The 21474-nt window shown below is 67.3% G+C and carries 23 protein-coding genes; 15 read left to right on the top strand and 8 right to left on the bottom strand.

Annotation, left to right across the window (positions count from 1 at the left end; genetic code table 11):
• Positions 1-41: 41 nt before the first annotated feature.
• From NN4_RS34420 to NN4_RS34415, 3 genes are all read left to right on the top strand, one after another.
• Positions 42-959, top strand: coding sequence for a LysR family transcriptional regulator (locus NN4_RS34420; RefSeq protein WP_147140023.1), 918 nt, complete (start codon positions 42-44; stop codon positions 957-959).
• A gap of 158 nt (positions 960-1117) precedes the next feature.
• On the top strand, positions 1118-1291 hold the full coding sequence (locus NN4_RS45355; protein ID WP_167768782.1) for a hypothetical protein: 174 nt from the start codon (positions 1118-1120) through the stop codon (positions 1289-1291).
• A 254-nt stretch (positions 1292-1545) separates the two neighbouring features.
• The gene (locus NN4_RS34415) at positions 1546-2253 is read left to right on the top strand and encodes a PIG-L deacetylase family protein (RefSeq protein WP_147140021.1); all 708 of its coding nucleotides are present in this window, start codon (positions 1546-1548) and stop codon (positions 2251-2253) included.
• 45 nt (positions 2254-2298) lie between these two features.
• Here NN4_RS34415 and NN4_RS34410 read toward each other — a convergent pair whose 3' ends face one another.
• On the bottom strand, positions 2299-2889 hold the full coding sequence (locus NN4_RS34410; protein WP_186818771.1) for an HD domain-containing protein: 591 nt from the start codon (positions 2887-2889) through the stop codon (positions 2299-2301).
• Positions 2890-3020: 131 nt separating this feature from the next.
• On the opposite strand from NN4_RS34410, the gene NN4_RS34405 reads away from it, so the two are divergent.
• From NN4_RS34405 to NN4_RS34395, 3 genes are all read left to right on the top strand, one after another.
• Positions 3021-4184, top strand: a complete 1164-nt coding sequence (locus NN4_RS34405; protein ID WP_147140019.1) for a glycosyltransferase — start codon at positions 3021-3023, stop codon at positions 4182-4184.
• Positions 4185-4293: 109 nt separating this feature from the next.
• The gene (locus NN4_RS34400) at positions 4294-4485 is read left to right on the top strand and encodes a DUF3046 domain-containing protein (RefSeq protein ID WP_147140017.1); all 192 of its coding nucleotides are present in this window, start codon (positions 4294-4296) and stop codon (positions 4483-4485) included.
• Positions 4482-5726: a phosphotransferase gene (locus NN4_RS34395; protein WP_246181232.1), complete on the top strand. Its 1245-nt coding sequence runs from the start codon at positions 4482-4484 to the stop codon at positions 5724-5726. The genes NN4_RS34400 and NN4_RS34395 overlap by 4 nt, the downstream gene beginning before the upstream one ends.
• Positions 5727-5729: 3 nt before the next feature.
• Here the strand turns inward: NN4_RS34395 and NN4_RS34390 are convergent, their stop codons facing one another.
• Positions 5730-6248: a CGNR zinc finger domain-containing protein gene (locus NN4_RS34390; RefSeq protein ID WP_147140015.1), complete on the bottom strand. Its 519-nt coding sequence runs from the start codon at positions 6246-6248 to the stop codon at positions 5730-5732.
• A 154-nt stretch (positions 6249-6402) separates the two neighbouring features.
• On the opposite strand from NN4_RS34390, the gene NN4_RS34385 reads away from it, so the two are divergent.
• The 3 genes from NN4_RS34385 (at position 6403) to NN4_RS34375 (ending at position 8301) form a co-directional block, all read left to right on the top strand.
• Positions 6403-6864, top strand: coding sequence for a VOC family protein (locus NN4_RS34385; RefSeq protein ID WP_147140013.1), 462 nt, complete (start codon positions 6403-6405; stop codon positions 6862-6864).
• 70 nt (positions 6865-6934) lie between these two features.
• Positions 6935-7822, top strand: coding sequence for a pyridoxamine 5'-phosphate oxidase family protein (locus NN4_RS34380; RefSeq protein ID WP_147140011.1), 888 nt, complete (start codon positions 6935-6937; stop codon positions 7820-7822).
• A 29-nt stretch (positions 7823-7851) separates the two neighbouring features.
• Positions 7852-8301 (top strand): nuclear transport factor 2 family protein, encoded by a 450-nt coding sequence (locus NN4_RS34375; protein WP_147140008.1) that lies wholly within the window; start codon positions 7852-7854, stop codon positions 8299-8301.
• 855 nt (positions 8302-9156) lie between these two features.
• On the opposite strand, the gene NN4_RS34370 is transcribed toward NN4_RS34375, so the two are convergent.
• Positions 9157-10563, bottom strand: coding sequence for an MFS transporter (locus NN4_RS34370; protein ID WP_246181231.1), 1407 nt, complete (start codon positions 10561-10563; stop codon positions 9157-9159).
• A gap of 98 nt (positions 10564-10661) precedes the next feature.
• Between NN4_RS34370 and NN4_RS34365 the strand changes: the two genes are divergently transcribed.
• From NN4_RS34365 to recX, 3 genes are all read left to right on the top strand, one after another.
• Positions 10662-11711 carry an Lrp/AsnC family transcriptional regulator gene (locus NN4_RS34365; protein WP_147140006.1) on the top strand — a complete coding sequence of 350 codons (1050 nt, stop codon included), beginning with the start codon at positions 10662-10664 and terminating at the stop codon, positions 11709-11711.
• Between the two features lie 296 nt (positions 11712-12007).
• Complete coding sequence (gene recA, locus NN4_RS34360; protein WP_107658191.1) at positions 12008-13051, top strand: recombinase RecA; 1044 nt, start codon at positions 12008-12010, stop codon at positions 13049-13051.
• A gap of 343 nt (positions 13052-13394) precedes the next feature.
• Complete coding sequence (gene recX, locus NN4_RS34355; RefSeq protein WP_147140004.1) at positions 13395-13949, top strand: recombination regulator RecX; 555 nt, start codon at positions 13395-13397, stop codon at positions 13947-13949.
• Positions 13950-14110: 161 nt separating this feature from the next.
• Here the strand turns inward: recX and NN4_RS45350 are convergent, their stop codons facing one another.
• Entirely contained in the window at positions 14111-14506 is a 396-nt protein-coding gene (locus tag NN4_RS45350) for a hypothetical protein (RefSeq protein WP_186818770.1), read from the bottom strand.
• Positions 14507-14853: 347 nt separating this feature from the next.
• On the opposite strand from NN4_RS45350, the gene NN4_RS34345 reads away from it, so the two are divergent.
• Genes NN4_RS34345 through NN4_RS34335 form a run of 3 tightly spaced genes read left to right on the top strand, consistent with a single transcriptional unit; the run spans position 14854 to position 16409 of the window.
• Positions 14854-15075, top strand: coding sequence for a hypothetical protein (locus NN4_RS34345; RefSeq protein WP_135232271.1), 222 nt, complete (start codon positions 14854-14856; stop codon positions 15073-15075).
• A complete protein-coding gene (locus tag NN4_RS34340; protein WP_147140002.1) occupies positions 15056-15574 on the top strand; it encodes a DUF6879 family protein in 519 nt (172 codons plus the stop codon). The genes NN4_RS34345 and NN4_RS34340 overlap by 20 nt, the downstream gene beginning before the upstream one ends.
• Positions 15555-16409: a helix-turn-helix domain-containing protein gene (locus NN4_RS34335; protein WP_147140000.1), complete on the top strand. Its 855-nt coding sequence runs from the start codon at positions 15555-15557 to the stop codon at positions 16407-16409. The genes NN4_RS34340 and NN4_RS34335 overlap by 20 nt, the downstream gene beginning before the upstream one ends.
• On the opposite strand, the gene NN4_RS34330 is transcribed toward NN4_RS34335, so the two are convergent.
• The 4 genes from NN4_RS34330 to NN4_RS34315 form a co-directional block, all read right to left on the bottom strand.
• Positions 16404-18659: a M20/M25/M40 family metallo-hydrolase gene (locus tag NN4_RS34330; protein ID WP_147139998.1), complete on the bottom strand. Its 2256-nt coding sequence runs from the start codon at positions 18657-18659 to the stop codon at positions 16404-16406. The genes NN4_RS34335 and NN4_RS34330 overlap by 6 nt on opposite strands.
• A gap of 248 nt (positions 18660-18907) precedes the next feature.
• Positions 18908-19798: an amino acid ABC transporter permease gene (locus tag NN4_RS34325; protein ID WP_147139996.1), complete on the bottom strand. Its 891-nt coding sequence runs from the start codon at positions 19796-19798 to the stop codon at positions 18908-18910.
• Complete coding sequence (locus NN4_RS34320) at positions 19795-20475, bottom strand: amino acid ABC transporter permease (RefSeq protein ID WP_107658185.1); 681 nt, start codon at positions 20473-20475, stop codon at positions 19795-19797. The genes NN4_RS34325 and NN4_RS34320 overlap by 4 nt, the downstream gene beginning before the upstream one ends.
• 95 nt (positions 20476-20570) lie before the next feature.
• Positions 20571-21407 carry a glutamate ABC transporter substrate-binding protein gene (locus NN4_RS34315; RefSeq protein WP_135232266.1) on the bottom strand — a complete coding sequence of 279 codons (837 nt, stop codon included), beginning with the start codon at positions 21405-21407 and terminating at the stop codon, positions 20571-20573.
• Positions 21408-21474 lie beyond the last annotated feature (67 nt).

Raw genomic sequence — 21474 nt, 5'->3', positions numbered from 1 at the left:
ACGGAAACACGGATCCGCTGTCGGATCTACAATCCAGGCTTGTGGATGTGGAATTCCGGCACCTACGTGCGTTCCACGTACTGGCCACCGAGCTGAACTTCACCAGGGCGGCGGCTCGCCTGCACCTGAGCCAGCAGGCGCTGAGCAATCAGATCAAGCAGCTCGAAACACGCATCGGCGCAACGCTTTTCCAACGCAACAGTCGTCAGGTGACGCTCACCGACGCCGGTCGGACGCTGCTGGCCAGGGTGCCCGACATCCTGGACACCCTCGGCGCGGCGATCGCCGATACCCGCGACACCGAGTCCGGGCAGCGCACCGAGTTGATCGTCGGCATCCGGGTGGCGACCGGCCTGGACATCACGCCGCGGGTGCTGCGCGCCTTCGCGGCGGATTATCCGCATGTCGCGCTGACCGTCGGCAAGGTCGAATTCGACGATCCGAGTGCCGGCGTGCTGGCCGGGACCTCGGATGTCGGGCTGATCTGGCTGCCCGCGCCGGACGGCCTGGACGTAACACCGCTGCTGGCGGAGGAGCGGATCGCCCTGCTGCCCGCCGACCATCCGCTCGCCGCAGGCACCGCGGTCTTGCCCGCGGACCTGGCCGTCCAGCCGTTCGCATGGTGGATCGACAACCGGGATCTCGCGTCGCGCGACTTCATGACGCTGGCTGAGTACCGCGACGGTCCGCTGCTCATCGGCGCCGAGGTGACCACGCTGGAGGATCTGCTGGCCGCGGTGGGCAGTGGACAGGCGGTCGCGGTCTCGGTCGCCTCGGTATCCCGGTTCTTCCCGTGGTCGGGTGTCGTCGCCCGGCCACTGCTCGATGTGGCGCCCGCGGTGCTGGCCGTCGCTTGTCGCGCGGGCGAGGATCGGCCGCTGGTGACGGCGTTCGTCCGGATCGCGCGGAAGGTGGCCGCCGAGCTGGTCGCCGAGGGCGCGACGATCGAAACCCCCTGATCGCCGAGTGCTACCTGCGGCGGGCCGGTAGTCAGGGTGAACCCTGATCTTCACCCGGATATCGGCGTTGACCTGGTGATTTATCGTCACCCAGCTGCCAGAGTGGAACATGTCGGATCGTCGGAGAGCGGTTCGCAGAGACCCTCGGAGGCTGGCACATGTTGTGGAAGATCATCGGTATCGTCGCGGTCGTCTGGATCGCGCTGGCCATCATCGGTGCGTTGATCAAGGGGCTGTTCCCGATCCTGGTGATCAGCGCCATCGTGTTCGGGCTGTACCTGCTGTACAAGGCGGTGTCGGGCTCGGACAACTCCTCGGTCAGCAAGTTGTAGCTCCCGTCCGCTGACGGCTTCTGCGCGCCGGGAAGCGCTGCGAAGCCGGGTGGGCGGTAGTCGGACGGATCCAGGTGTGGCCGGGATGCCACCAGGAGGCGCGAGCGAAGTCGCGAACCCGTCCGGCCAGGGGCCGTGCGCTCCCCGATGAGGGGACAGCGCGCGGCCCCTTTTCGCTGCGCAGCTTGCGAACCCGATCGATCACTGCCCACTAGTCTGGCCTGAACACGCAAAACAGCGAGAAGGGATAGCTAGTGCAGGAGCTCGACGAGGATTGGCACCGCGGACTTGTCATCGTCGCGCATCCCGATGACATCGAATACGGTGCCGCTGCGGCCGTGGCGCGCTGGACGGGGCAGGGCAAGGACATTCGCTATGTCCTGGTCACCAGTGGCGAGGCCGGGATCGCCGGACTGCCACCCGCGGAATCCGGGCCGCTGCGCGAGGCCGAGGAGATCGCCGCCGCGAAAGCCGTTGGCGTGCATCAGGTGGAGTTCCTCGGCTACCCGGACGGGCGGGTCGAGGAGACCCTGCAACTACGTCGCGACTTGGCTGCCGCGATCCGACGTCACCAGCCGGAACTGTTGGTGCTCTTCAACTTCGGCGACACCTGGGCTCCCGGATTCGCCAACAGTGCCGATCATCGTGCCGTCGGCCGCGCGGCCTTGGACGCCATATCCGACGCCGGTAACGAGTGGATCTTCCCGGAGCTGACCGATGCGCCGTGGTCGGCGCGCTGGGCAGCGGTAATGGGCCCCAAGGTAACTCACGCTGTCGACGTCACCGCACACCTTGATCAGGCCGAGGCCTCACTGGCAGAGCATCGCCGCTATCTGGAGGTGCTCAGTTCGGAACCGGTGGCGGACCAGGTTCGCGCCATCGTCGACAGGGCAACCGGCCCGATCGAAGGCTTCCCCGCCGACCGCGCTGTCGGCTTCGAGCTCTACCACTTCGGCGGCTGACTCAGCGCCAATGGTGCGGGGGAACTGGTGATGGCGGCCGCTGGGCTACGGCAATTGAGCTTGATCTTGGTCGAACGGATGTTGTTCAGCGGCAACGCGTTCGATGACGGGAAGCCACGAGTCGAGGGGCGCGACGGTGAGGCCGACCACCTTGCCCGCGTCATCGGCGCGCCGCAGCGCGAGGGCGGCATCGAAATCCGGGTCGGCCCGGAACGCGGCGATCTCCGCGGCGTTCATCGGGCCGCCCTGCGCCAGCAAGGTGCGTTGACTGGAGGGGGACAGGCGCGCGGTGTGCGCTGAATCTGTCGCCGCAAGATAGCGTTTCGCGACAACGTGCAACTCGACCAGTCGCGCGACGCGATCACCGAGCAGTGCACGGATCGCGTCCGCGCCGTGTCTGCCGTGGCCCGCGTCGTCGCCGGGCACCAGCTGGTGGCCGATGTCGTGCACCAGCCCGGCGACCTGTAACTCCTCATCCAGCGGGTACCGCTGCCGCAGCAGTTCCGCGCATTGCCGGTCGTGGTCGAGGATGTCGACCGGATCGCCGCTGCGGTCCGGCATGTCCCAGACGTCCGCGCCGTTCGCCAGCAGCACCATCAATTCGTCCACCGTGGACACCCGCACGATCGCTCCCACTCTCCGACGCCTATTGGTCTAGACCATAACGCCGCTCGGGTCGGAGGTCACGTGAAGTTCTGCTGTCGAGCAGGTGAAGACGCGGCACGTAGCTGCTGTCGAGCCGTAACCGCGTGTGGCAGGCTATGCGGATGCGAGTAGCCGTAGTTGCGGGACCCGATCCGGGGCATGCCTTTCCCGCCATCGCGTTGTGCTTGCGTTTCCTGGCCGCGGGTGACGAGCCGGTGCTGTTCACCGGCCCGCGCTGGTTCGACGCCGCCCGCGATGCCGGTATCGGCGTGCGCCGGTTGAAGGGGCTCGCCCCGCGCCCAGCCGACGACGACACCGACGCCGGCCAGCGCATCCATGAGCGCGCCGCGCACATCTCCACCGAGATCCTGCCCGACCTCGGCGCCATGCTGCCCGAACTGGTCGTCTCCGACGTGCTCACGGCGGGCGGCGGGATGGCCGCGGAACGGCTCGGCGTGCCCTGGGTCGAGCTGTCCCCGCACCCGCTCTACCTGCCGTCGAAAGCCTTGCCGCCCATCGGGAGTGGCTTGGCTCCCGGCGAAGGGCTGCGTGGCCGCATGCGCGACGGTGTGTTGCGCACCATGACCGCTCGCGACATCCGCAACGGTCTGCGTCAGCGCGAACAAGCCCGCGAAAGTGTCGGCCTGCCCGCCACCGACCCGGGTCCGGCCGCCCGCCTGATCGCCACCCTGCCCGCGCTCGAGGTACCGCGTCCCGACTGGCCGGACAACACCCACGTCATCGGCCCCCTCTTCTGGGAACCGACCGAGGCGATCCTGTCGCCGCCGCCCGGGGATGCTCCGCTGGTGATGGTCGCCCCGTCCACCGCGCACACCGGCGTCGCAGGCATGGTGGAGACGGTGCTCGAAGCCCTCGCGGGTGCCGATGTCCGCGTGGCGATCTCGATGCTCGACACCCCGCCCGCCGACCTACCGCCCTGGGCCACAGCCGGTTTGGGGCGCCAGGATGAACTCCTCACGCACGCGTCGGTAGTCGTGGGCGGTGGCGGGCACGGCTTGCTTGCGAAGTCTTTGTCCGCTGCCGTTCCGGTCGTTACCGTTCCCGGCGGCGGCGACCAATGGGAACTCGCCAATCGAGCTGTCCGCCAAGGAAGTTCACTCCTGGTCCGGCCGCTGACCGCGACCGCTGTCCGCGCCGCGGTGCTGGAGATCCTGACTACTCCTCGCTTCGCCGCCGCCGCGAAACAAGCCGCGGCCGGCGCTCAGGATGTCGCCGATCCGATCGCGCTGTGTCACCGAGTACTCGATTCGGTGCGCACGGGATAGTGGCGTCGTCGCCGAACGTTCGGGTAACCGCCGCTGCTCCGGGCCGGCCACGGTCGGTGAGCAACAGGGCAGGTGGGGCTCCCGGGGTCGCGCGAGTATCTTGGGCACGGTGCGATTGACGGAGTTCCAGGAGCTGTTGCATACCCAATTCGGGTCGGCGCGGGGCGATGCCCTGCTGGCCGATCATGTGATCCCGTCGCTGGGCCGGACGGGAGCCGATGCCATCGAAGCGGGGGTCGATCCGCGCGATGTGTGGCGAGCGCTCTGCTCGGAGTTCGACGTGCCCCGGGGACGCTGGTGAGCACGCCGGGGCGAGCCGTGGAGCAGGAGGAACCGCTCTACCGGTTCGACGAGCGCGAGCGGATGATCCCGGTGGACCCGGAACGGCTGGCGGCGCGGCTGGCGAAGGCGCAGCCCACCGACTTCACCGGCTTCCGGCAGACCGGGATCGAAGCGATGCTACTCGGCCGCTACGACCAGGCCCTCGATCTGCTGGATCGGGCGCTGGAGCTGGTGGACACCGAGGAGCGCCGGATCACGGTGTGGATCAATCTCGGCGATGTCTACCGCTATCACGGGGATGCCGGTACCGCCGAGACGCTGTATCGCCGGGCTGTCGACCACGCGCGAGTGGCCGCGCCGGAGGTGCTGTCGTTCGCCGTGCAGCATCTCGGTAAGGCGCTGGCCGAACAAGGTCAGCTGACCGAGGCGCACGCGCTGCTACGCGAGGCGTTCGACCTGCGGACCGCCGAAGGCGATCCCGAACTGATCGAATCCACCCGGGTCGCGTTGGAAAGGCTACCCGCGCTGCCGATTCCGTTGCCGCCGAAGGTCGCCGCGCTGCTCGGTGCGGATGCGACCTGGTCGGTCGAGCACGAAGGGCAGAGCGGCGGTGTCGCTTTCGTCAACGACACCTACTGGGTCAAGCGGGGACCGAAGGCCGTCGCGGAACACGAGCGACTGAACTGGCTGCACGACCGGGGGATTCGGCTGCCGAAGACCGTGGTGTTCGACGGTGACGTGCTGGTGCTGGCCGACGCGGGTGCCGCGAGCCTGGCCGCGCGGGACGACGGGGGCGCGGGTGAGTCGTCGGTGGGCGCGGTCATGGGGACCTTGCTGCGCCGGTTGCACGACATTTCGATCGACGAGTGTCCCTTCGACGGACGGCTCGACGCGGTGCTGGCGCAGGCGCGCCGGCACGTCATCGAGGGCCTGGTCGATCTCGACAACTTCGATGACGAGAACGCGGGACTCGCCGCCGACGACATCCTCGCGCGTCTGCTCGACGAACGTCCCGAGCAGGAGGACCTGGTCGTGGCGCACGGCGACTTCACGCCACCCAACGTGCTCGAGGGTGCGATCCTGCTGGACGTCGGTGCGCTCGGAGTGGCGGATCGCTATCGCGACCTGGCGCTGGCCGTGCGCGATCTGCGTGACGACTTCGGCGACCCCGAAGTGACCGCCTTCTTCGCCGCGTACGGTCTCGGGGAACCGGATCAGAGTCGCCTGGAGTATTACCGTCTGCTCGACGAATTGTTCTGAGGCTCAAGCCTTTTTCGCGTAGTGGCGGGCTGCTTTGGTGCGGTTGCCGCACGTCGCCATCGAATGCCAGCGGCGGGTGCCGTTCTTCGAGGTGTCGTAGAAGAACAGCACGCAGTCGGGGTGGGCGCACTGGCGGATGCGGTCCGGGGCTTCGGCGAGCAGCTGGAGCAGGTTGTCGGCCGCCAGCCAGGCGGGTAGCCAGGTCGGATCGGGGACGTCGACTACATCGGCGGGGCCGGTGTCGGTGAGCGTGCGCCGGATCCGGCCGTGCTCGAGCACCTCGTTCAGCGCGGTGTGGGCGGCGCTCTGCACCACGTCGTAGATGGCGGTGCGCGCTGACAAGAGCGCCTCGAGTGTCGGCTGGTCGGCGGTCGCACGATCGCTCAGTCCGGCCGAGGCCAGCCAGATACCCAGACCTGCCACATCGGTGAGCAGGTCCTGTGGGTGTCCGTTCTCGTTCCACCGCGTGTCCAGCAGGTCGAGTGCCAGCGGTTCACCGAGGTGGGGGCGTGGATCGTGCATGACTGAGGGTATCGAGCTCCTTCCGGTGACCGAGGCATCCGGCACTGCTCTAACCGGTTAAAAACAGTTTACAGGTTGACGGAGCGGCTCGGCTCTGGCTATCTTCTAACCAGTTAAGCCGGTATAGACGGTTTAACCGATTGAGGAGGATTACATGACCACGGTTGCCGCACCCCAGCTCGTTACCGGGCACATCGGGCTGAACGTGTCCGATCTGGATCGTTCGGTCGAGTTCTACCGCCGCGCACTGGGTTTCGAGCAGCTCGCCGCCAGCACCGACGGCGAACGGAAATGGGCGTTTCTCGGCGCGGCGGGCAAGCTCACGTTGACGCTGTGGCAGCAGAGCGCGGGCACGTTCTCTGTCGAAACCCCGGGCCTGCACCATCTTTCGTTCCAGGTGGACACCATCGACCAGGTACGGGCGGTCGAGGCGGCGCTGCGCGAGCAGTCGGTGCCGATCGTGCACGACGGCGTCGTCGCGCACGGTGAAGGCGTGGCGTCCGGCGGCATCTTCTTCGCCGATCCCGACGGCATCCGGCTCGAGGTCTACGCGCCGACCGGCGCCGAGTCCGCCCCCGCACCCAGCGGCGCGGCCCCGACCTGTGGATTCTTCTGAGCCGCAGCCTTGTTGAACGCTCCGGCGGCGCAGATCCGCCGGAGCAGCGCCCGCGACAGGAGTAAATGCCATGGCGTCCTTCCATTCCGGCGAACTCGCCGTGCAGCAGCGCATGGGCCAGGCGGCGGTCGCCGATCGGGTCGGCCGGATGATCCGGGCCGACATCCCTGCCGTCGCCGCGTCTTTCCTGGCCGAGCAGCCCATGGTGGTGGTCGGTGCCGCCGACGACACCGGGCGGTTGTGGGCCAGTGAACTGGCCGGTCCGCCGGGGTTCGTACACGCGGTCGACGCGAGCACCATCGCCGTCGACGCACGGCCCGCGGTGGGAGATCCATTGGGGGAGGCGCTGACTGGGTCGGTACCCATCGGCATGATCGCCCTGCAACCCCAGCGACGCCGGCGGATGCGGGTCAACGGCACCGCGACCGCCGTGGGCGACGGCTTGCGGATCGTCACCGACCAGGTCTATTCGAACTGCCCGAAGTACATCACCCGCCGACAACTCGAGTCCTATCAGCCGGATGCCGAGCCGCCGGCGTCGCGGCACGGCACCGAACTCGACGCACGTCAACAGGCGATGGTCACAGCGGCCGACACCTTCTTCGTCGCCACCGCCGACACCGAGGGGAACGCCGACGCCTCGCACCGCGGCGGCAATCCCGGTTTCCTCGAGGTGCTTTCGCCGACGCGGCTGCGCTGGCCCGACTACCGCGGCAACTCGATGTTCATGACCCTCGGGAACATCCAGGTGAACCCGCGCTGCGGCATCCTCATCCCGGACTGGACCACCGGCGGCACCCTGCAACTCACCGGCACCGCCGAGTTGATCTGGGCGCCGGAGACTTTCGCCGCCGGCGCGCAGTGCTCGATCGACTTCACCCTCACCGAAGTCATCGAACGCTCCGGCGCGGGCCCACTGCGCTGGGGCCCGCCCGAGCTGTCCCCCGTCAACCCCTGACACCACCCGTTCACCGAGAGGAGACGTTCATGCGACCCCCAGTGCCGCCGTTCGATCTGGAATCCGCCAAGGTCAAAGTGCTCGCCGCTGAAAATGCCTGGAACACCCGCGATCCCGAACGAGTCGCCGCCGCCTACACCGAGGACTCGGTGTGGCGAAACCGCGACGAGTTCTTCACCGGTCACCCCGCGATCGTCGAATTCCTCACCCGCAAATGGGCCTCGGAAAACGGCTACGCACTGCGCAAAGACCTCTGGGCCTTCGAAGGCAACCGCATCGCGGTGCGCTTCCAATACGAATGGCACGACGAAACCGGCCAATGGTGGCGCAGCTACGGCAACGAGCAGTGGGAGTTCGCCCCCGACGGTTTGATGTCCCGCCGCGAAGCCAGCATCAACGACGTCCGCATCGCCGAATCGGACCGCCGCATTCTCGGCCCACGCGATCCGGGGGACGAGTCGATCCTGCCGCAGCAGTAACCCACCGCCCCAAGCCTCTTGTCCGAAGCGTTTGTGTCGCACACCGGACTGCTGACGGCAACAGCAGCACCCACTCTCGGGATCTGCACTGGCTCCGGGGCCCGTAGTGGGTGCGGCTCCCGAGAGTGGGTGCGGCTGTGGGAATCGGGTGCGGATGTCGGTGCGAGTGAGTCTGTTGGGGGTCGTGTTGCGGTGTGGGTGTCGGGATCATGATCGACGGGACATGAGGGGCGCCGAAGTGCGAGTGGGGCCGCCCTCTCATGTCCCGCTGGATGGTGCTGGGCATGGCTGAGGGGACATGAGGGCGGGGAAGTGCGAGTGGGGCTGCCGTTATGTCCCACTGGGTGGTGCTGGGTGTGACTGAGGGGACATAGGGGGCGGGGAAGTGCGAGTGGGGCCGCCGTCATGTCCCGCTGGTCAGGAGTGGGTGGCGCTGGGGCGTGGTCGATGGGACATGTGGGCGGTATCGGCCGCGAGGGGGTGCCGTCGTGCCCCGTTGGACATGGGGGTGTGGTCGGCCGTTCCGGTGGGCGTAAACGGGATTCGCACCCCCACTCTGGCTGCCCACTGATGTGCAGGTCCGTCGTCATGTCCCGCTGGCTGGTGTTGGGGATGGCCGAGGGGACATTAGGGCGGGGGAGTGTGAGTGGGGGCGTCGTCATGTCCCGTTGGGTGGCGTTGGGCATGGTCGACGGGGCATGGGGCGGTATCGGTCGCGAGTGGGTCTGCCGTCGTGCCCGTTGGCCATGGCGGGGTTGTGGTCCGCCGGTTCCGGTAGGCGTTCTCGGGATCCGCACCCCCACTCTGGCCGCCACTGAGGTGCAGGTCCGAGAGGGGGTGCGGATCGTGAAGGGGCTAGGCGGCGACTTTGTGTTCAGCCCTGGCGGATTCGGTAGCGGGGCGTTGGCGGTGGAACAGGGTGAAGGCGAGTAGCCCGAAGACGATGCCCACGGTTGCGGCAACGGTGAAGGCTGTGTCCAGACCGGATACGAAGTGCGGCAAGGTTATCGGTTGGTCCGGGCCGGAGGCTGTGCGGAAGACTGTGCCCAGTACTGCGACTCCGAGTGCGAGACCGAGTTGCCGGGCGGTGTTCACGGCGCCGGCCGCGGTGCCTGCCTGCTGCGGGGGTACCGCGGCCATGCCCACCGATACGAGTGCGGGCGCGTTGATGCCGATGCCCGCGCCGAGCACTACGAATCCGGGAACCAGTGCTGCCCAGGATGATCCGGCATCGATCACGGTGAGCAGTCCGGTGCCGATTCCGACGACGACGAGACCCGCGCCGATGGTCCACTTCGGGGCGACGTCGTGCATGAACCGCCCGAACACTGCGGCGACCAGGAATGCGGTCGCGGCCATCGGGAGCAATGCCAGGCCCGCGTGCAGCGGCGACATCCGCAACTGCTGCTGGAGCCAGAGCGAGACCAGGGGAGTGCTGGCGAACGCCGCGAACGTTTGCCCGCTGGCTCCGAGTAGCGTCGCGCCGAAGTTGCGGTTGCGCAGCAGCGACAGCGGGAACATCGGTGCGGCACTGCGTGATTCGACTACGGCGAACACTGCGATCGCGACCACGCCGAGTAGCAGGGTGGTCACCGCGCGACCGTCCGACCAGCCGTGCTCACCGCCGCGAATGACCCCGTAGGTGAGTGCGGTCGCCGCGGTGGCGAAGGACAGCATGCCCAGAACGTCCACCCTGCGGTCCGTGCGATGCACCGACGCCGGAAACACCATGGCGGTCAACGCGATTGCCAGCACCGCGATCGGCAGGTTGACGAGGAAGATCCACCGCCAGGACAGGGCCTCGGTGAGCACACCGCCGAGCACCACCCCGATGCCCGCCGCCGCACCGGTCACCGCACCCCAGACGCCGAAGGCGATGCCGCGTTCCCGGCCGAAGTAGGTCGAGTGCAGCAGCGACAGGGTGGTGGCGAACATGGCCGCGCCGCCGATGCCCTGAAGTACCCGTGCGGCAATGAGATTCGAGGAGGTGTCGGCGATTCCGCAGCCGAGCGAGGCGAAGGCGAACAGGACGAGCCCGGCGAGGTAGGCGCGTTTCGCGCCGATCCGGTCGGCGAGCGAACCGAGGACGAGCAGCAGTGCGGCCAAAGCCAGTGCGTAGCCGTCCACCACCCATTGCAGGCTGGACAGCCCGGCGTGCAGATCGGCCGCGATGTCGGGCAACGCGACATTCACGATGGTGACATCGATGAGCAGCATCAGCGTGCCGAGACACGCGGCGGACAGGGGGAGCCATTTCTTCACAGGGGCCTCCGTGGCGGATTCGAACGATATCGACGCCAAGAGTGCGGCAATCGAACGCATCCCCCTAGCCGGATGATGTCCTGCGTTAGATTCCTCCTATGCAGCACGATGGGTCTACGGAATCCTCCGCACTGGACGTTCTCGATCGGCAGATCCTGCACGCGCTGGTGCACGACGCCCGGATCCCCTTCGCCAAGCTCGGCGCCGTCCTCGACGTCTCCGAGCAGACCGTGGCGCGGCGCTACCGCGCGTTGCGCGAGCGCGGCATCATGCACGTATCCGGTCAGGTGAACGCCGTCCCGCTGGGCCACGCGCGCTGGGTGCTGCGGATCAGGTCGACACCCGACAAGGCACTGCGGCTGGCCGAATCATTGGCCAGATTCCCGGATTTGAGCTGGGTCACGCTGCTGTCCACCGGCTCCGAGGTGACCTGCGTGAGCAGGCCACGCTCCGTCGAGCGACGCGACGCACTGCTGCTGCACACGCTGCCGCGGGCGAGTCAGGTGCGCGACGTGACCGCGCACGAGGTGATGCACCGGTTCCCGGCCGACGAGGAGTGGCCGCGCGACAGCCACCTCTTCACCGACCAGCAACTGCGCGAGCTGGGCGTGCAACGCGCCGGCTGCGCGGTGGGCCTGCGCCGCGCGAACGCGGAGCGCACCGGCCCGGACACTCCGCCGGATCTGACCCCCGAGGACGAGGCGATGCTCGCGCTGCTCGGCCGCGACGGCCGCGCGCCGTACGCGCAGATCGCGGCCGAAACCGGTTGGACCGCACCACGAGTCGCGCGCCGCATGAGCGAGCTCGCCCAATCCGGGGTGCTGTATTTCGACCTCGACTTCGCCGTCGAGCGGATGGGCTACACCGCGCGGGCGGCCCTGTGGCTACGGGTCCGCCCGGCCGATCTGGACGCGGTGGGCCGCGCGATGGCAACCCATCCGGAGATCGTGTTCGTCGCGGCGACCACCGGCCCGACCAACATGATGGCGTCGGTGATCTGCCGCGACACGCCCCACCTCTACCGCTACATCACCGAACGCCTCGGCGCGCTGGACGGCATCAACGACCTCGAGGTAACCCCAGCTCTCCGCGTGCTCAAGCAGGCGCAAACCCTGCTCAGCAGCGACCGGGTGTCTCTGGTGCGTTGACCCAGGTCGCGCCCTGATTTCGCCACTACGCGGGTAGCCGGCCGAGGACCGGCTAACCTGACTCGGCAACTCACCGCCGACTGCGAACAGCGCCGCGCCACCACGTCGACCTGGCATGAATACTCGCTAGCGGCGGCGCAGCGAAGCGGATAGAAGTCCGATCGCGTGTTGCCGGGCGCGTCGCTTGACTCGAACATCTGTTCGTCTAATCTTGGCGCCAGAACCTGTCGGTGCCGCCCTCTAATGTTGGCGCCAACCACAGAACGAGACTTACCCGTCGAAAAGGGGATCAGGACATGGCACCACAGGCGTACGACCGCGACAAGGCTCTCGAACTCGCGCTGGCCCAGGTCGAGAAGAACTTCGGTAAGGGCGCGGTCATGCGTCTCGGTGACGAGGTACGTCAGCCCCTCGCGGTGATCCCGACCGGGTCCATCGCGCTGGATGTCGCGCTCGGCATCGGCGGCCTGCCGCGTGGCCGCATCGTCGAGGTCTACGGCCCGGAATCCTCGGGTAAGACCACCGTCGCGCTGCACGCGGTGGCCAATGCGCAGGCCGCGGGCGGTGTCGCCGCGTTCATCGACGCTGAGCACGCGCTCGACCCGGATTACGCCAAGAAGCTGGGCGTCGACACCGACGCGCTGCTCGTCTCGCAGCCGGACACCGGTGAGCAGGCGCTGGAGATCGCGGACATGCTGGTGCGCTCCGGCGCCATCGACATCATCGTCATCGACTCGGTGGCCGCGCTGGTGCCGCGCGCCGAGATCGAGGGCGAGATGGGCGACAGCCACGTCGGCCTGCAGGCCCGGCTGATGAGCCAGGCGCTGCGCAAGATGACCGGTGCGCTGAGCAACTCCAACACCACCGCCATCTTCATCAACCAGTTGCGCGAGAAGATCGGCGTGATGTTCGGTTCGCCCGAGACCACCACGGGCGGTAAGGCGTTGAAGTTCTACGCCTCGGTCCGCCTCGACGTGCGCCGCATCGAGACGCTCAAGGACGGCACCGACGCGGTCGGCAACCGTACCCGGGTGAAGGTCGTGAAGAACAAGGTCAGCCCGCCGTTCAAGCAGGCCGAGTTCGACATTCTCTACGGTCACGGCATCTCCAAGGAGGGCTCGCTCATCGACATGGGTGTCGAGCACGGCTTCGTGCGCAAGTCCGGCTCCTGGTACACCTACGAGGGCGATCAGCTCGGCCAGGGCAAGGAGAACGCCCGCAAGTTCCTGCTGGAGAACACCGACATCCGCGACGAGATCGAGAAGAAGATCAAGGAGAAGCTCGGCATCGGCGCCGACGTGACCGCGGACGCGGGCACCGAGGTCCCCGCCGATTTCTGATCCGATGAACGGTCGACGCACGCCCCCACCGCGCCGGACCGCGCCCGATGAGTCGCGGTCCGAGCCGGTGCAGGAGATGCGGCGCCGACTTCACGAACTCCTGTCCGCCTCCGGTGCTGCCACCGATCCTGTTGGATCTCGGCCCGGCGAACAGGACCCCGGACGAGTCCGGTCGGCCGAAGGTGGTTCGGCCGAATCGGACACTATGGGAACTCGGCCGAGCGCGTCCGATCCGCAGCGGGCGCGTTCGGCTGGGTCCGGCCGCGGACGGCGAAAGCCGTCCCGGCGCACAGACTCCCACTCGGCTGATTCCGAACATGCCGATGGCCGATGGGCGGATCCGGTGGCGGCCGGATCCGAGCGGGGGACCCGCTCTTCGGAGCTGGACCCGCCAGGCGGGACGGTCGAGCAGGCGAAAGAGGCGTGTCTTCGCCTGCTCGCCGTCCGCGCCCGCAGCCGTGCCGAACTCGCGCAGCGCCTGGCGACCAAGGGCTACGCAGCGGAAATCACCGACCGCGCCCTCGACCGGCTCACCGAGGTCGGCCTCATCGACGACGCCGCCTTCGCCGAACAATGGGTGCATGCCCGGCACACCTTCTCCGGCAAGGGCAAACAAGCACTGGCGCTGGAACTTCGGCGCAAAGGCGTGGCCCAGGAGGACGCCGCCCCCGCCCTGGACGCCATCAGCTCCGACGACGAAGAATCCCGTGCCCGCGAACTCGTCCGCCGCAAACTCCGCAGCATCCCCGCGGGCCTCGACCGTGAGAAAACGATCCGCCGCCTCGTCGGCATGCTCGCCCGCCGCGGTTACAACCAATCCACCGCCTTCACCGTCGTGAAAGCCGAGCTGGCCCAAGCAGAGTTCGACACCGACGACATCGACGCCGACCAGGACTAGTCCTGGGCCGCGTTGGGTTCGGCCCGCATTCGAAGCCGGGCTGGCACGAGTCGAGTTCGACACTGCGGGCACAGCCCCGGGACGGGAAGTATCCCGGCCGTCCAGCCCACCTGAGACAGGTGGTCCGAATTCGGCGCTCAGCTCAGCCTGTGGCGTCCAGCTCAGGTGGCGCACCGAAGCGGGTGCACCGACCGGAAGGTGGCGGCGCGGCCGTAACTCTCGCTGACCTCATTCCGGACGCTCGAAACCCTCTTCCCGCGGCAGCCCTTGCCCCTTGCCATCAGTACCCCCCTTGCCGCAATGCCATCCGCTCTCGGTGTCTGCCAGCTGTTCTCCGGCAGCACCCAGCGGGCGTAGGTGTTCTCCGGGTTCACCGTGATCACGTCGCACACCCGCACGACCAGGTCCAATTCGTCGGCCAGATGTTGCAGGGTCGGCATCACCACGGCGTCCGCGCCGACTCGTTCGATCGTGTCCAGCAACTGGGACACCGGGTGGCCGGTCTGCGGGCCGAACACCACGATCTTGGCCAGCTCGTACCCGAGTCTCTTTGCCACGCTGCGAATCTGCGTCTCGTCCCAGACCTGCGACACTCCCGACACATCGCGGCGCAGATAGCCGATCGCGGTAGGCCGTCCCCACATCCCCAGTTGCCCTCTCGTCGATGCTGATCATGCGTGCAACATCCGAGGTTAGAAGTGGCCGGTGCCACAGGGATAGCATGTTGCGAAAAGTTGCGGGCTTTGCGGTCGGTGCTGGTGGGAGAACCGAACCTCCGGTCGGATTTCCCTGCACCACTTGCGTATTCGCCTGCTGACCAGCCCTTGACCGCCGGTCCCGCAGAGCGGGACAATCGACGGGCTCGGGGCAACAGTTCGCAACATCCCATGACAAGGGGTCAACGATGCGTCTGACTTTTATCGGCGAAGATCCGGGCTCGAATCCGAACGGTTCGCCCACGGTGTATCGCACCGACCGAGATTCGTGGATTGTGCAGGGATGGGTAGTCACCGACCCCGAGGCTCTTGCCCACATGAACATCCCGCAGGGTGAAACCTGTGTGGAGATCCCCGACAGAATGATTCAGTTCTTCAGGAAGGGAGACCGTGGCATCGATAGCCTATGAAGAGTTCGAGCGGCTACTAGGCGAGTTCGTTGTTGAATCAGTGCATTTGGAGACACGGGATACTTATCGAACGGCGGCCGAGCTACCGCACCTCGCACAGTGGACAGCCGGGGAACTCGATGATCTGGCCTGGCTACAAGGCTGGTGCGAAACGGTCCGCGACCATGTGGCCGCAGGCCGCTCGGTCCGCCGGGCCAGAATCGTGTCGGAACCGCTGAGCGAGTACCAGCGCTGGTCCAACAGCATCGCAGGCCCGATGGTCGAGGCCGGCGAGGATATCCGCTGGGTGCCTCGGCGACTGATGTCCTCGGTGGCCATCCCGGGCAACGACTTCTATCTCCTCGACAACCGACTCGTGATCTTCCTCCACTACGCGGGCAGCGGCGTGGCCACCGACCAGGTCACCTCCCGCGATCCGCACGATATTCAGCTCTGCCGCAACGCCTTCGAGGCCGTGTGGCGGCTGTCCATACCGCACCGTGACTACCGGCCCAGCTAATTCCGCGCAGGAGGCCCGACGGGCGCTCGGCAATCGGCTGCGAGAGATCCGCAAAGCCGCGGGGATCACCATCCGGCAGCTGGGGGCGGAGACCGGCCAGCACTTCACCCGGGTGTCCAAGATAGAGAACGGCGTTCAATTCCCGACCGATCGGGACATCCGGGCCTGGTGCCGAGTGTGCGCCGCCGTCGATCAGGAGCTCGACTTGGTCGCGACGCTGCGCGCGGTCGACTCGGCCTATCTGGAGTTCCGGCGGCAGAGCCGGGCGGGCATGAAGCGGGTCCTCGGTGCCCACACCCCCGAGCGCTACCAGGCGACGAAGGTGTTCCGGATCTACGAGCACAACGTCATCCCCGGCCTGTTCCAAACCGCGGAGTACACCGCCGCCATGCTGTCGTTCTGGATCCGCTTTCTCGACACCCCCAACGACCTCGACGAAGCGGTGGCCGTACGCATGGAACGCCAGCGCGTCCTGCACCGTGGCGGAAAGCGATTCGTGGCCGTACTCGAGGAGCAGGCGCTGCGCACCTGGTTCGGCACGGCGGAGGTGCAAGCGGGACAACTGGGCCGGCTGCTGGAGCTGATGTCGATGCCCAACATCTCGCTCGGCATCATCCCGCTGATGACCGAACGGGAGGCCGTCGCTTCCACCGGGTTCTGGATTTTCGACGACGCCATGGTCGCGCTCGAGACACCGACCGCGGGCATTCAGGTCACCCAGCCCGCCGAGTGCGCCATGTATGCCCGCATGTTCGAGGTCCTCAAAGGTGCGGCCGTGTACGGCCGCGACGCGCGCGGCCTCATCTTGCAGGTGCTCAGCGAGTTGGACTCATAGCCCGGGGACGGTGGTGAAGACGGCGCCCGCGCTGTCCTGCCGGAAGTAGATGTCTTTCGGGGGATTTCGATAGGACTGCAGGCGGGAGTCGGGAAGCCATGTGTAGTCGACCAGTTGGAGTGGGAAGGGACCGGCGGGGACGACCAGCTGCACGTCGATACCGTCGGGTCCGGGCGCGTGAAACAGGAAGCCCGTTTCGGGCAGTGGAGTCACTTCACGGCCTGCGACCCGCATCGAGATGGGCGGGGTGTCATAACGCAGGGCGATGCTGGTGGCATCGCGGGTGGAGCGCAGGCGCAGATGGACCGTGCGCTGCCCCGATTCGGTGGTGTCGGAGAGGGTTTCGGCGGTCGGCGGGGAGAGTGCCTCTGCCGGTGCCGGGCCGCTCGCTACGGCGGTGGGCCAGAGCTCGGCGAACCGCTCGGTGGGTGCGGTGGTGTCGACGAGGTCGCGGGTCCAGCGATCGGGGGCTTCGCGGGAGAGCCACCGCGCCTCGTTCCGGTCGGCGTCGAGCGCGTAGATGAGCTGGGACGACATCGGATGGTTGTCATCGAAGCGGTCGACCGCCAGACCCGCGGCGGCGAGGGCGATGGCGAGCACGACCGCGGTCGACGGGATGGCCCAGCCGTGCCGGGCAGGCCACGCCTGGGTGAGCGTCAGCATGAGCAGGCCACCGAGCAGCACCACTGCGGGCGCGACCAGGAACGGGGCCGTAGTGATACCGGTTTGCAGCACGGGCCACGTTGCGCTGCCGAGAAATATCGCCGTGGGCACGAGCAGGACGGTCAAGACCGGCAACCGCCACCGCTCCGGCACCACGAAGGTAGCCGCCACTCCCACGGCTGCGGCGCAGGTGGGCACGACCAGCACGTGCGCGGTCGCGGGAGCGAGGATCGCGAGCGCCAGACCGAGGATGGCCAGGCAGCACAGCAGCCCGGCCGCGGCGGCCATGGCACCGAACAGTCGCCGTGCGATCACGAACCAGGCGGCGAGCACCGCGACGGACAGCGCGAGAATCGCCACGTAGTAGAACTCGGGTCGGTACGGGTCGACGAACAGCGGGCGGTACTCGGGCCGGATAACCTTCAGCACTTCCCACAGCCCGTATACCGCACCCGTCGCGAGCGGTGCCGCGACGAAAGCCGTTGCGGCGGCACCGAATATCCGCCGCAGACTGGTCTCCCCGGCCCGCCGGAGTTGCCTGCTGAGCCAGGCCACGGCAAGGACGGTGGCCACGGCGAGCGTGATCATCACCCAGAACGGCAGTACCACCAGCACCCCGAACGGCAACTGGAAGAACGAGCGATCGGTGTCGTCGGTGACGGTGAGGTCCTTGTCGCCGAACTCCCGGGCCAGCGCGAGGCTGTTGTCGCCCATCTGCTGCACCGTGGCCAGATCCACGTGCGCCGGATCGTCGACAGGGCTGTGGTAGTAGGCGCTGTGACCGGCGAAGGCCCAGTCCAGCACCCGCAATCCGCCGGGCTCGAAGGCGGCGAAGTCGGTGTTGCTCGAGGTCTGCGCACCGGCCAGCGTGGTGGACAGCGAGTCGGTGTTCGGATACGGCGCGACCCGCTGGACAGCGCGGATCAGCGCGCCATCGGGGTGGGTGGTCCGCCACAACAACACCGGGCCGCCCGCACCGCGCGCCTCGTGATTGATCACCACACCCGTGTCGCGGCCGTCCTTGCCTGCGGTGACGAACGCTTCCGCGCCCAGCAGACCGGTCTCCTCGGCGTCGGTCAGCAGCACGACCACGTCGTTGCGTAATGCGGCGCCACTCGCACGCAACGCGCGAACATCCTCCAGCACCGCGGCCACGCCGACCCCGTCGTCGTTCGCGCCAGGTCCGGAGGCCACGGAATCGTAGTGCGCGGTCAGGAAAACAGTTCCGGTCGAATTCGTGCCGGGCAGCCTGGCAACGATATTGGCGATCCGCCCCATCCCGAGCACGTCCCGCTGGAACGTGGTCGGATACTTACCGATCCCCTCTTGGAGCTCGGTTTCCAGCCCGAGATTCCGCAGCTCCGCCACGAGATGGTCGCGCACCCGAGCGTGCTCGGCCGTGCCGATCGGATGCGGCTGTCGCGCGATCTCCGCGACCACCCGAAACGCGCGCTCAGCACTGAAAACATCCGCGGGCGCCGACTCCGGCCGATGCCCGCGCGGCTGCTGCTCCCACGCCGTCAGCACCACCATGGCCAGCAGGACAGCAAACGCCAGAAAACCGGAGATCCGTCGCCCTACTCGCACGAACGCGATCGTAGTCGGCCCCTCCGACTAATTCGCTGCGCCGGACGTCCTCGTTGCGCACGCAACCCCGAAGAGGCCCGGCCTGCGCGTCGGTGCTCTCGGACGCAACACCGATGCCGCCCGCCGGCGTGCGTCGGCGAACTTCGGGCGCAACACCCGCTGCCGCCGGCACGCGAACGGCGGTGCACCGGAGCGGATTACCGCATCCAGCGCACCGCCGTATCGCGTTGCGTTCGAAAGTCGAACAGTTACTTCTTGGTGAGATCCATCCCGGGTGCGGCATCGGTGATGATCGAGTCGGCCGTGAGGACCGCCTTGCCCTTCTTGCGGGAGCGCAACTTCTTCTCCAGCTTGGTCGCGAAGATGGTCAACGCGCTGTTCAGGATGATCATGACGATGGCGATCACGATGAGCGAGGGCACCGTGTTCTGTTCCGCCGCACCGAGTTGCTGGCCGGAGCGCACGATCTCGGTGTAGGTGATCTGGTAGCCGAGCGCCGAGTCCTTCAGCGCGACAACCATCTGCGAGACCAGCGCGGGCAGCATGGCGGTAATCGCCTGCGGCAGCAGGATCAACCGCATCAGCTGGTTCTTGCGCATGCCGAGCGCGACCGCCGCCTCGGTCTGTCCCTTGGGCAGCGAGAGGATGCCCGCGCGGACGATCTCGGCGATGACCGAGCCGTTGTACACGGTCAGTGCGATCACCACGGCGGCCAGCGCCAGATCATCGACCTTGAACACCTTGTTCTGGGAGAACAGGGCGAACAGGAAGATCATCAGGATCAGCACGGGGATGGCCCGCGAGACCTCGACCACCGCGCCGGCCACCCAGCGGATCACCCGGTGCTCGGACAGCCGCAGGATGCCGAAGATCATGCCGATCAGCAGAGCGAACACGATCGACAGCAGCGCGGCGACGACCGTGCCCTTCAAGCCGGGGAGCAGGTAGGTCTCCCAGACCTCGAGGTCGACGAACGGCTTCCACTTCTCCGCCGTGAACTGTCCCTTGTCGGCGAAGCCGCTGTACAGCACCCAGAGGAAGGCCGCGACGGCGACGATGACGACAACCGAGTAGATGTGGTGCCGGATCCGGCCCTTGGGGCCGGGCGCATCGAAGAGAACCGAAGGCGCAGTGGTCATCGGGCCACCTCGAATCGTTTGGCGAGCCAGCCGAAGAGCAGCCCGGTCGGCAGGGTCAGGATGACGAAGCCGAGCGCGAAGATGGCACCCACGGCAACCACCGCTGCCTCGTTCTCGTTGATGTTCGCCATGAGGGTGGCGGCTTCGACCACGCCGATGGCGGAGGCGATGGTGGTGTTCTTGGTCAGTGCGATCAGCACGCTGCCCATCGGGGCGATGACCGCCCGGAAGGCCTGCGGCAGCACGATCAATCGCAGGTTCTGGGCGAAGGTCAGGCCGAGGGAACGGCCCGCCTCCGACTGTCCCATCGCCACAGTATTGATGCCGGAGCGCAGCGACTCACAGACGAAAGCGCCGGTGTAGATGCTGAATCCGAGAATGGCGTAGCGGAAGTTGTTGTCCGCCACGGAATTCGGTCCCTCACCCGCGAGGTTCCAGCCCATCGTGGTGTACAGGCCGAGCGACATGAAGATGATGATCAGCGTGAGCGGAGTGTTACGGAAAATGGTGACGTAGGCGGTGCCGACCGCGCGGGCGATCGGTACTGGGGACACGCGCAGCGCGGCGACGAAAGTGCCCAGGATCAGCGCACCGACCGCGGACAGAACGGTCAGTTTGATGGTCACCCAGAAGGCGTCGAGGATTTGATCGTCATACCTCGAGATCAGGTCGAACACGGCGAACGTGTCCCTCCCATCGGGTCTCGATTGTCAGGGGATGTGCGGCGGGTGGCCCAACCGGCGCGGTCAGGCCACCCGTGCGAGGGAAGAACTCAGTACCGGTTGACCTTCGGCGGCTCCGGCGCCTGGTACCCGGAGATGCCGACGGTCGAGTCGAACGCCTTCTTCCAGGAACCGTCGGCGATGATCGCCTCGATCGCGTCGTTCACCTTGTCGCGGAGCTCCTTGTCGCCCTTCTTCAGGCCGATGCCGTAGTTCTCCGTGGTGAACGGCTTGCCGACGACCTTGAACGCACCGGTGCTCTGGGCGGCGTAACCGGCCAGGATGATGTCATCGGTGGTCACCGCGTCCCACGAACCGGCGCGCAGGCCCTCGAGGCACAGCGAGTAGGTGTCGTTGGTCTGCAGCTGGGTGTCCTTGAAGTTCTTCTCGATGTTCTGCGCGGGCGTGGAGCCCTTCACCGAGCAGACCTTCTTGCCCTTGAGGCTGTCCGGGCCGGTGATGTCGGTGTTGTCGGCGCGCACCAGCAGCGACTGGCCCGCGATGTAGTACGGGCCGCCGAAGTCGACCTTCTGCTTGCGCGCGTCGTTGATCGAGTAGGTGGCCACGATGTAGTCGACCTGCCCGTTCTCGATCAGCGTCTCGCGCTGGCCGGACGGGGATTCCTTCCAGGTGATGCCGTCGGCCTTCACGCCGAGCTTCTCCGCGACCAGCTTGCCGATCTCGACGTCGAAGCCGCTGTAGGAGCCGTCCTTGTTGCGCAGGCCCAGGCCCGGCTGGTCGAACTTGATGCCGATGGTGAGCTTGCCGTCCTTGGCGTTATCCAGGGCGGACTTGGTCTCACCGCCGCCACACGCGGTGGCGGTCGCGGCGGCGAGTGTCAGTGCGATCGCACCGACACCGAGTCGCAGGGCACGGTTGATCCTCATCGAGTTTCCTTCTCTCATGGGTTTGCTGGCCGTGGACGTTTGGACTAGGCCGTCCATCGGTTCGGCA

It is taken from the genome of Nocardia ninae NBRC 108245, from assembly GCF_007990755.1.
Taxonomy (GTDB): domain Bacteria; phylum Actinomycetota; class Actinomycetes; order Mycobacteriales; family Mycobacteriaceae; genus Nocardia; species Nocardia ninae.
Note: the sequence above shows the minus strand (reverse complement) of the source record. Positions and strands in the feature narration are given on the sequence as shown.

Bases quoted from the DNA above. Each gene is read 5' to 3' on its own strand.
- NN4_RS45355 (WP_167768782.1), top strand. From the start codon at position 1,118: ATGTTGTGGAAGATCATCGGTATCGTCGCGGTCGTCTGGATCGCGCTG.
- NN4_RS34405 (WP_147140019.1), top strand. From the start codon at position 3,021: ATGCGAGTAGCCGTAGTTGCGGGACCCGATCCGGGGCATGCCTTTCCC.
- NN4_RS34390 (WP_147140015.1), bottom strand. From the start codon at position 6,248: ATGCACGATCCACGCCCCCACCTCGGTGAACCGCTGGCACTCGACCTG.
- NN4_RS34385 (WP_147140013.1), top strand. From the start codon at position 6,403: ATGACCACGGTTGCCGCACCCCAGCTCGTTACCGGGCACATCGGGCTG.
- NN4_RS34380 (WP_147140011.1), top strand. From the start codon at position 6,935: ATGGCGTCCTTCCATTCCGGCGAACTCGCCGTGCAGCAGCGCATGGGC.
- NN4_RS34375 (WP_147140008.1), top strand. From the start codon at position 7,852: ATGCGACCCCCAGTGCCGCCGTTCGATCTGGAATCCGCCAAGGTCAAA.
- NN4_RS34365 (WP_147140006.1), top strand. From the start codon at position 10,662: ATGCAGCACGATGGGTCTACGGAATCCTCCGCACTGGACGTTCTCGAT.
- recA (WP_107658191.1), top strand. From the start codon at position 12,008: ATGGCACCACAGGCGTACGACCGCGACAAGGCTCTCGAACTCGCGCTG.
- NN4_RS34345 (WP_135232271.1), top strand. From the start codon at position 14,854: ATGCGTCTGACTTTTATCGGCGAAGATCCGGGCTCGAATCCGAACGGT.
- NN4_RS34325 (WP_147139996.1), bottom strand. From the start codon at position 19,798: ATGACCACTGCGCCTTCGGTTCTCTTCGATGCGCCCGGCCCCAAGGGC.
- NN4_RS34315 (WP_135232266.1), bottom strand. From the start codon at position 21,407: ATGAGGATCAACCGTGCCCTGCGACTCGGTGTCGGTGCGATCGCACTG.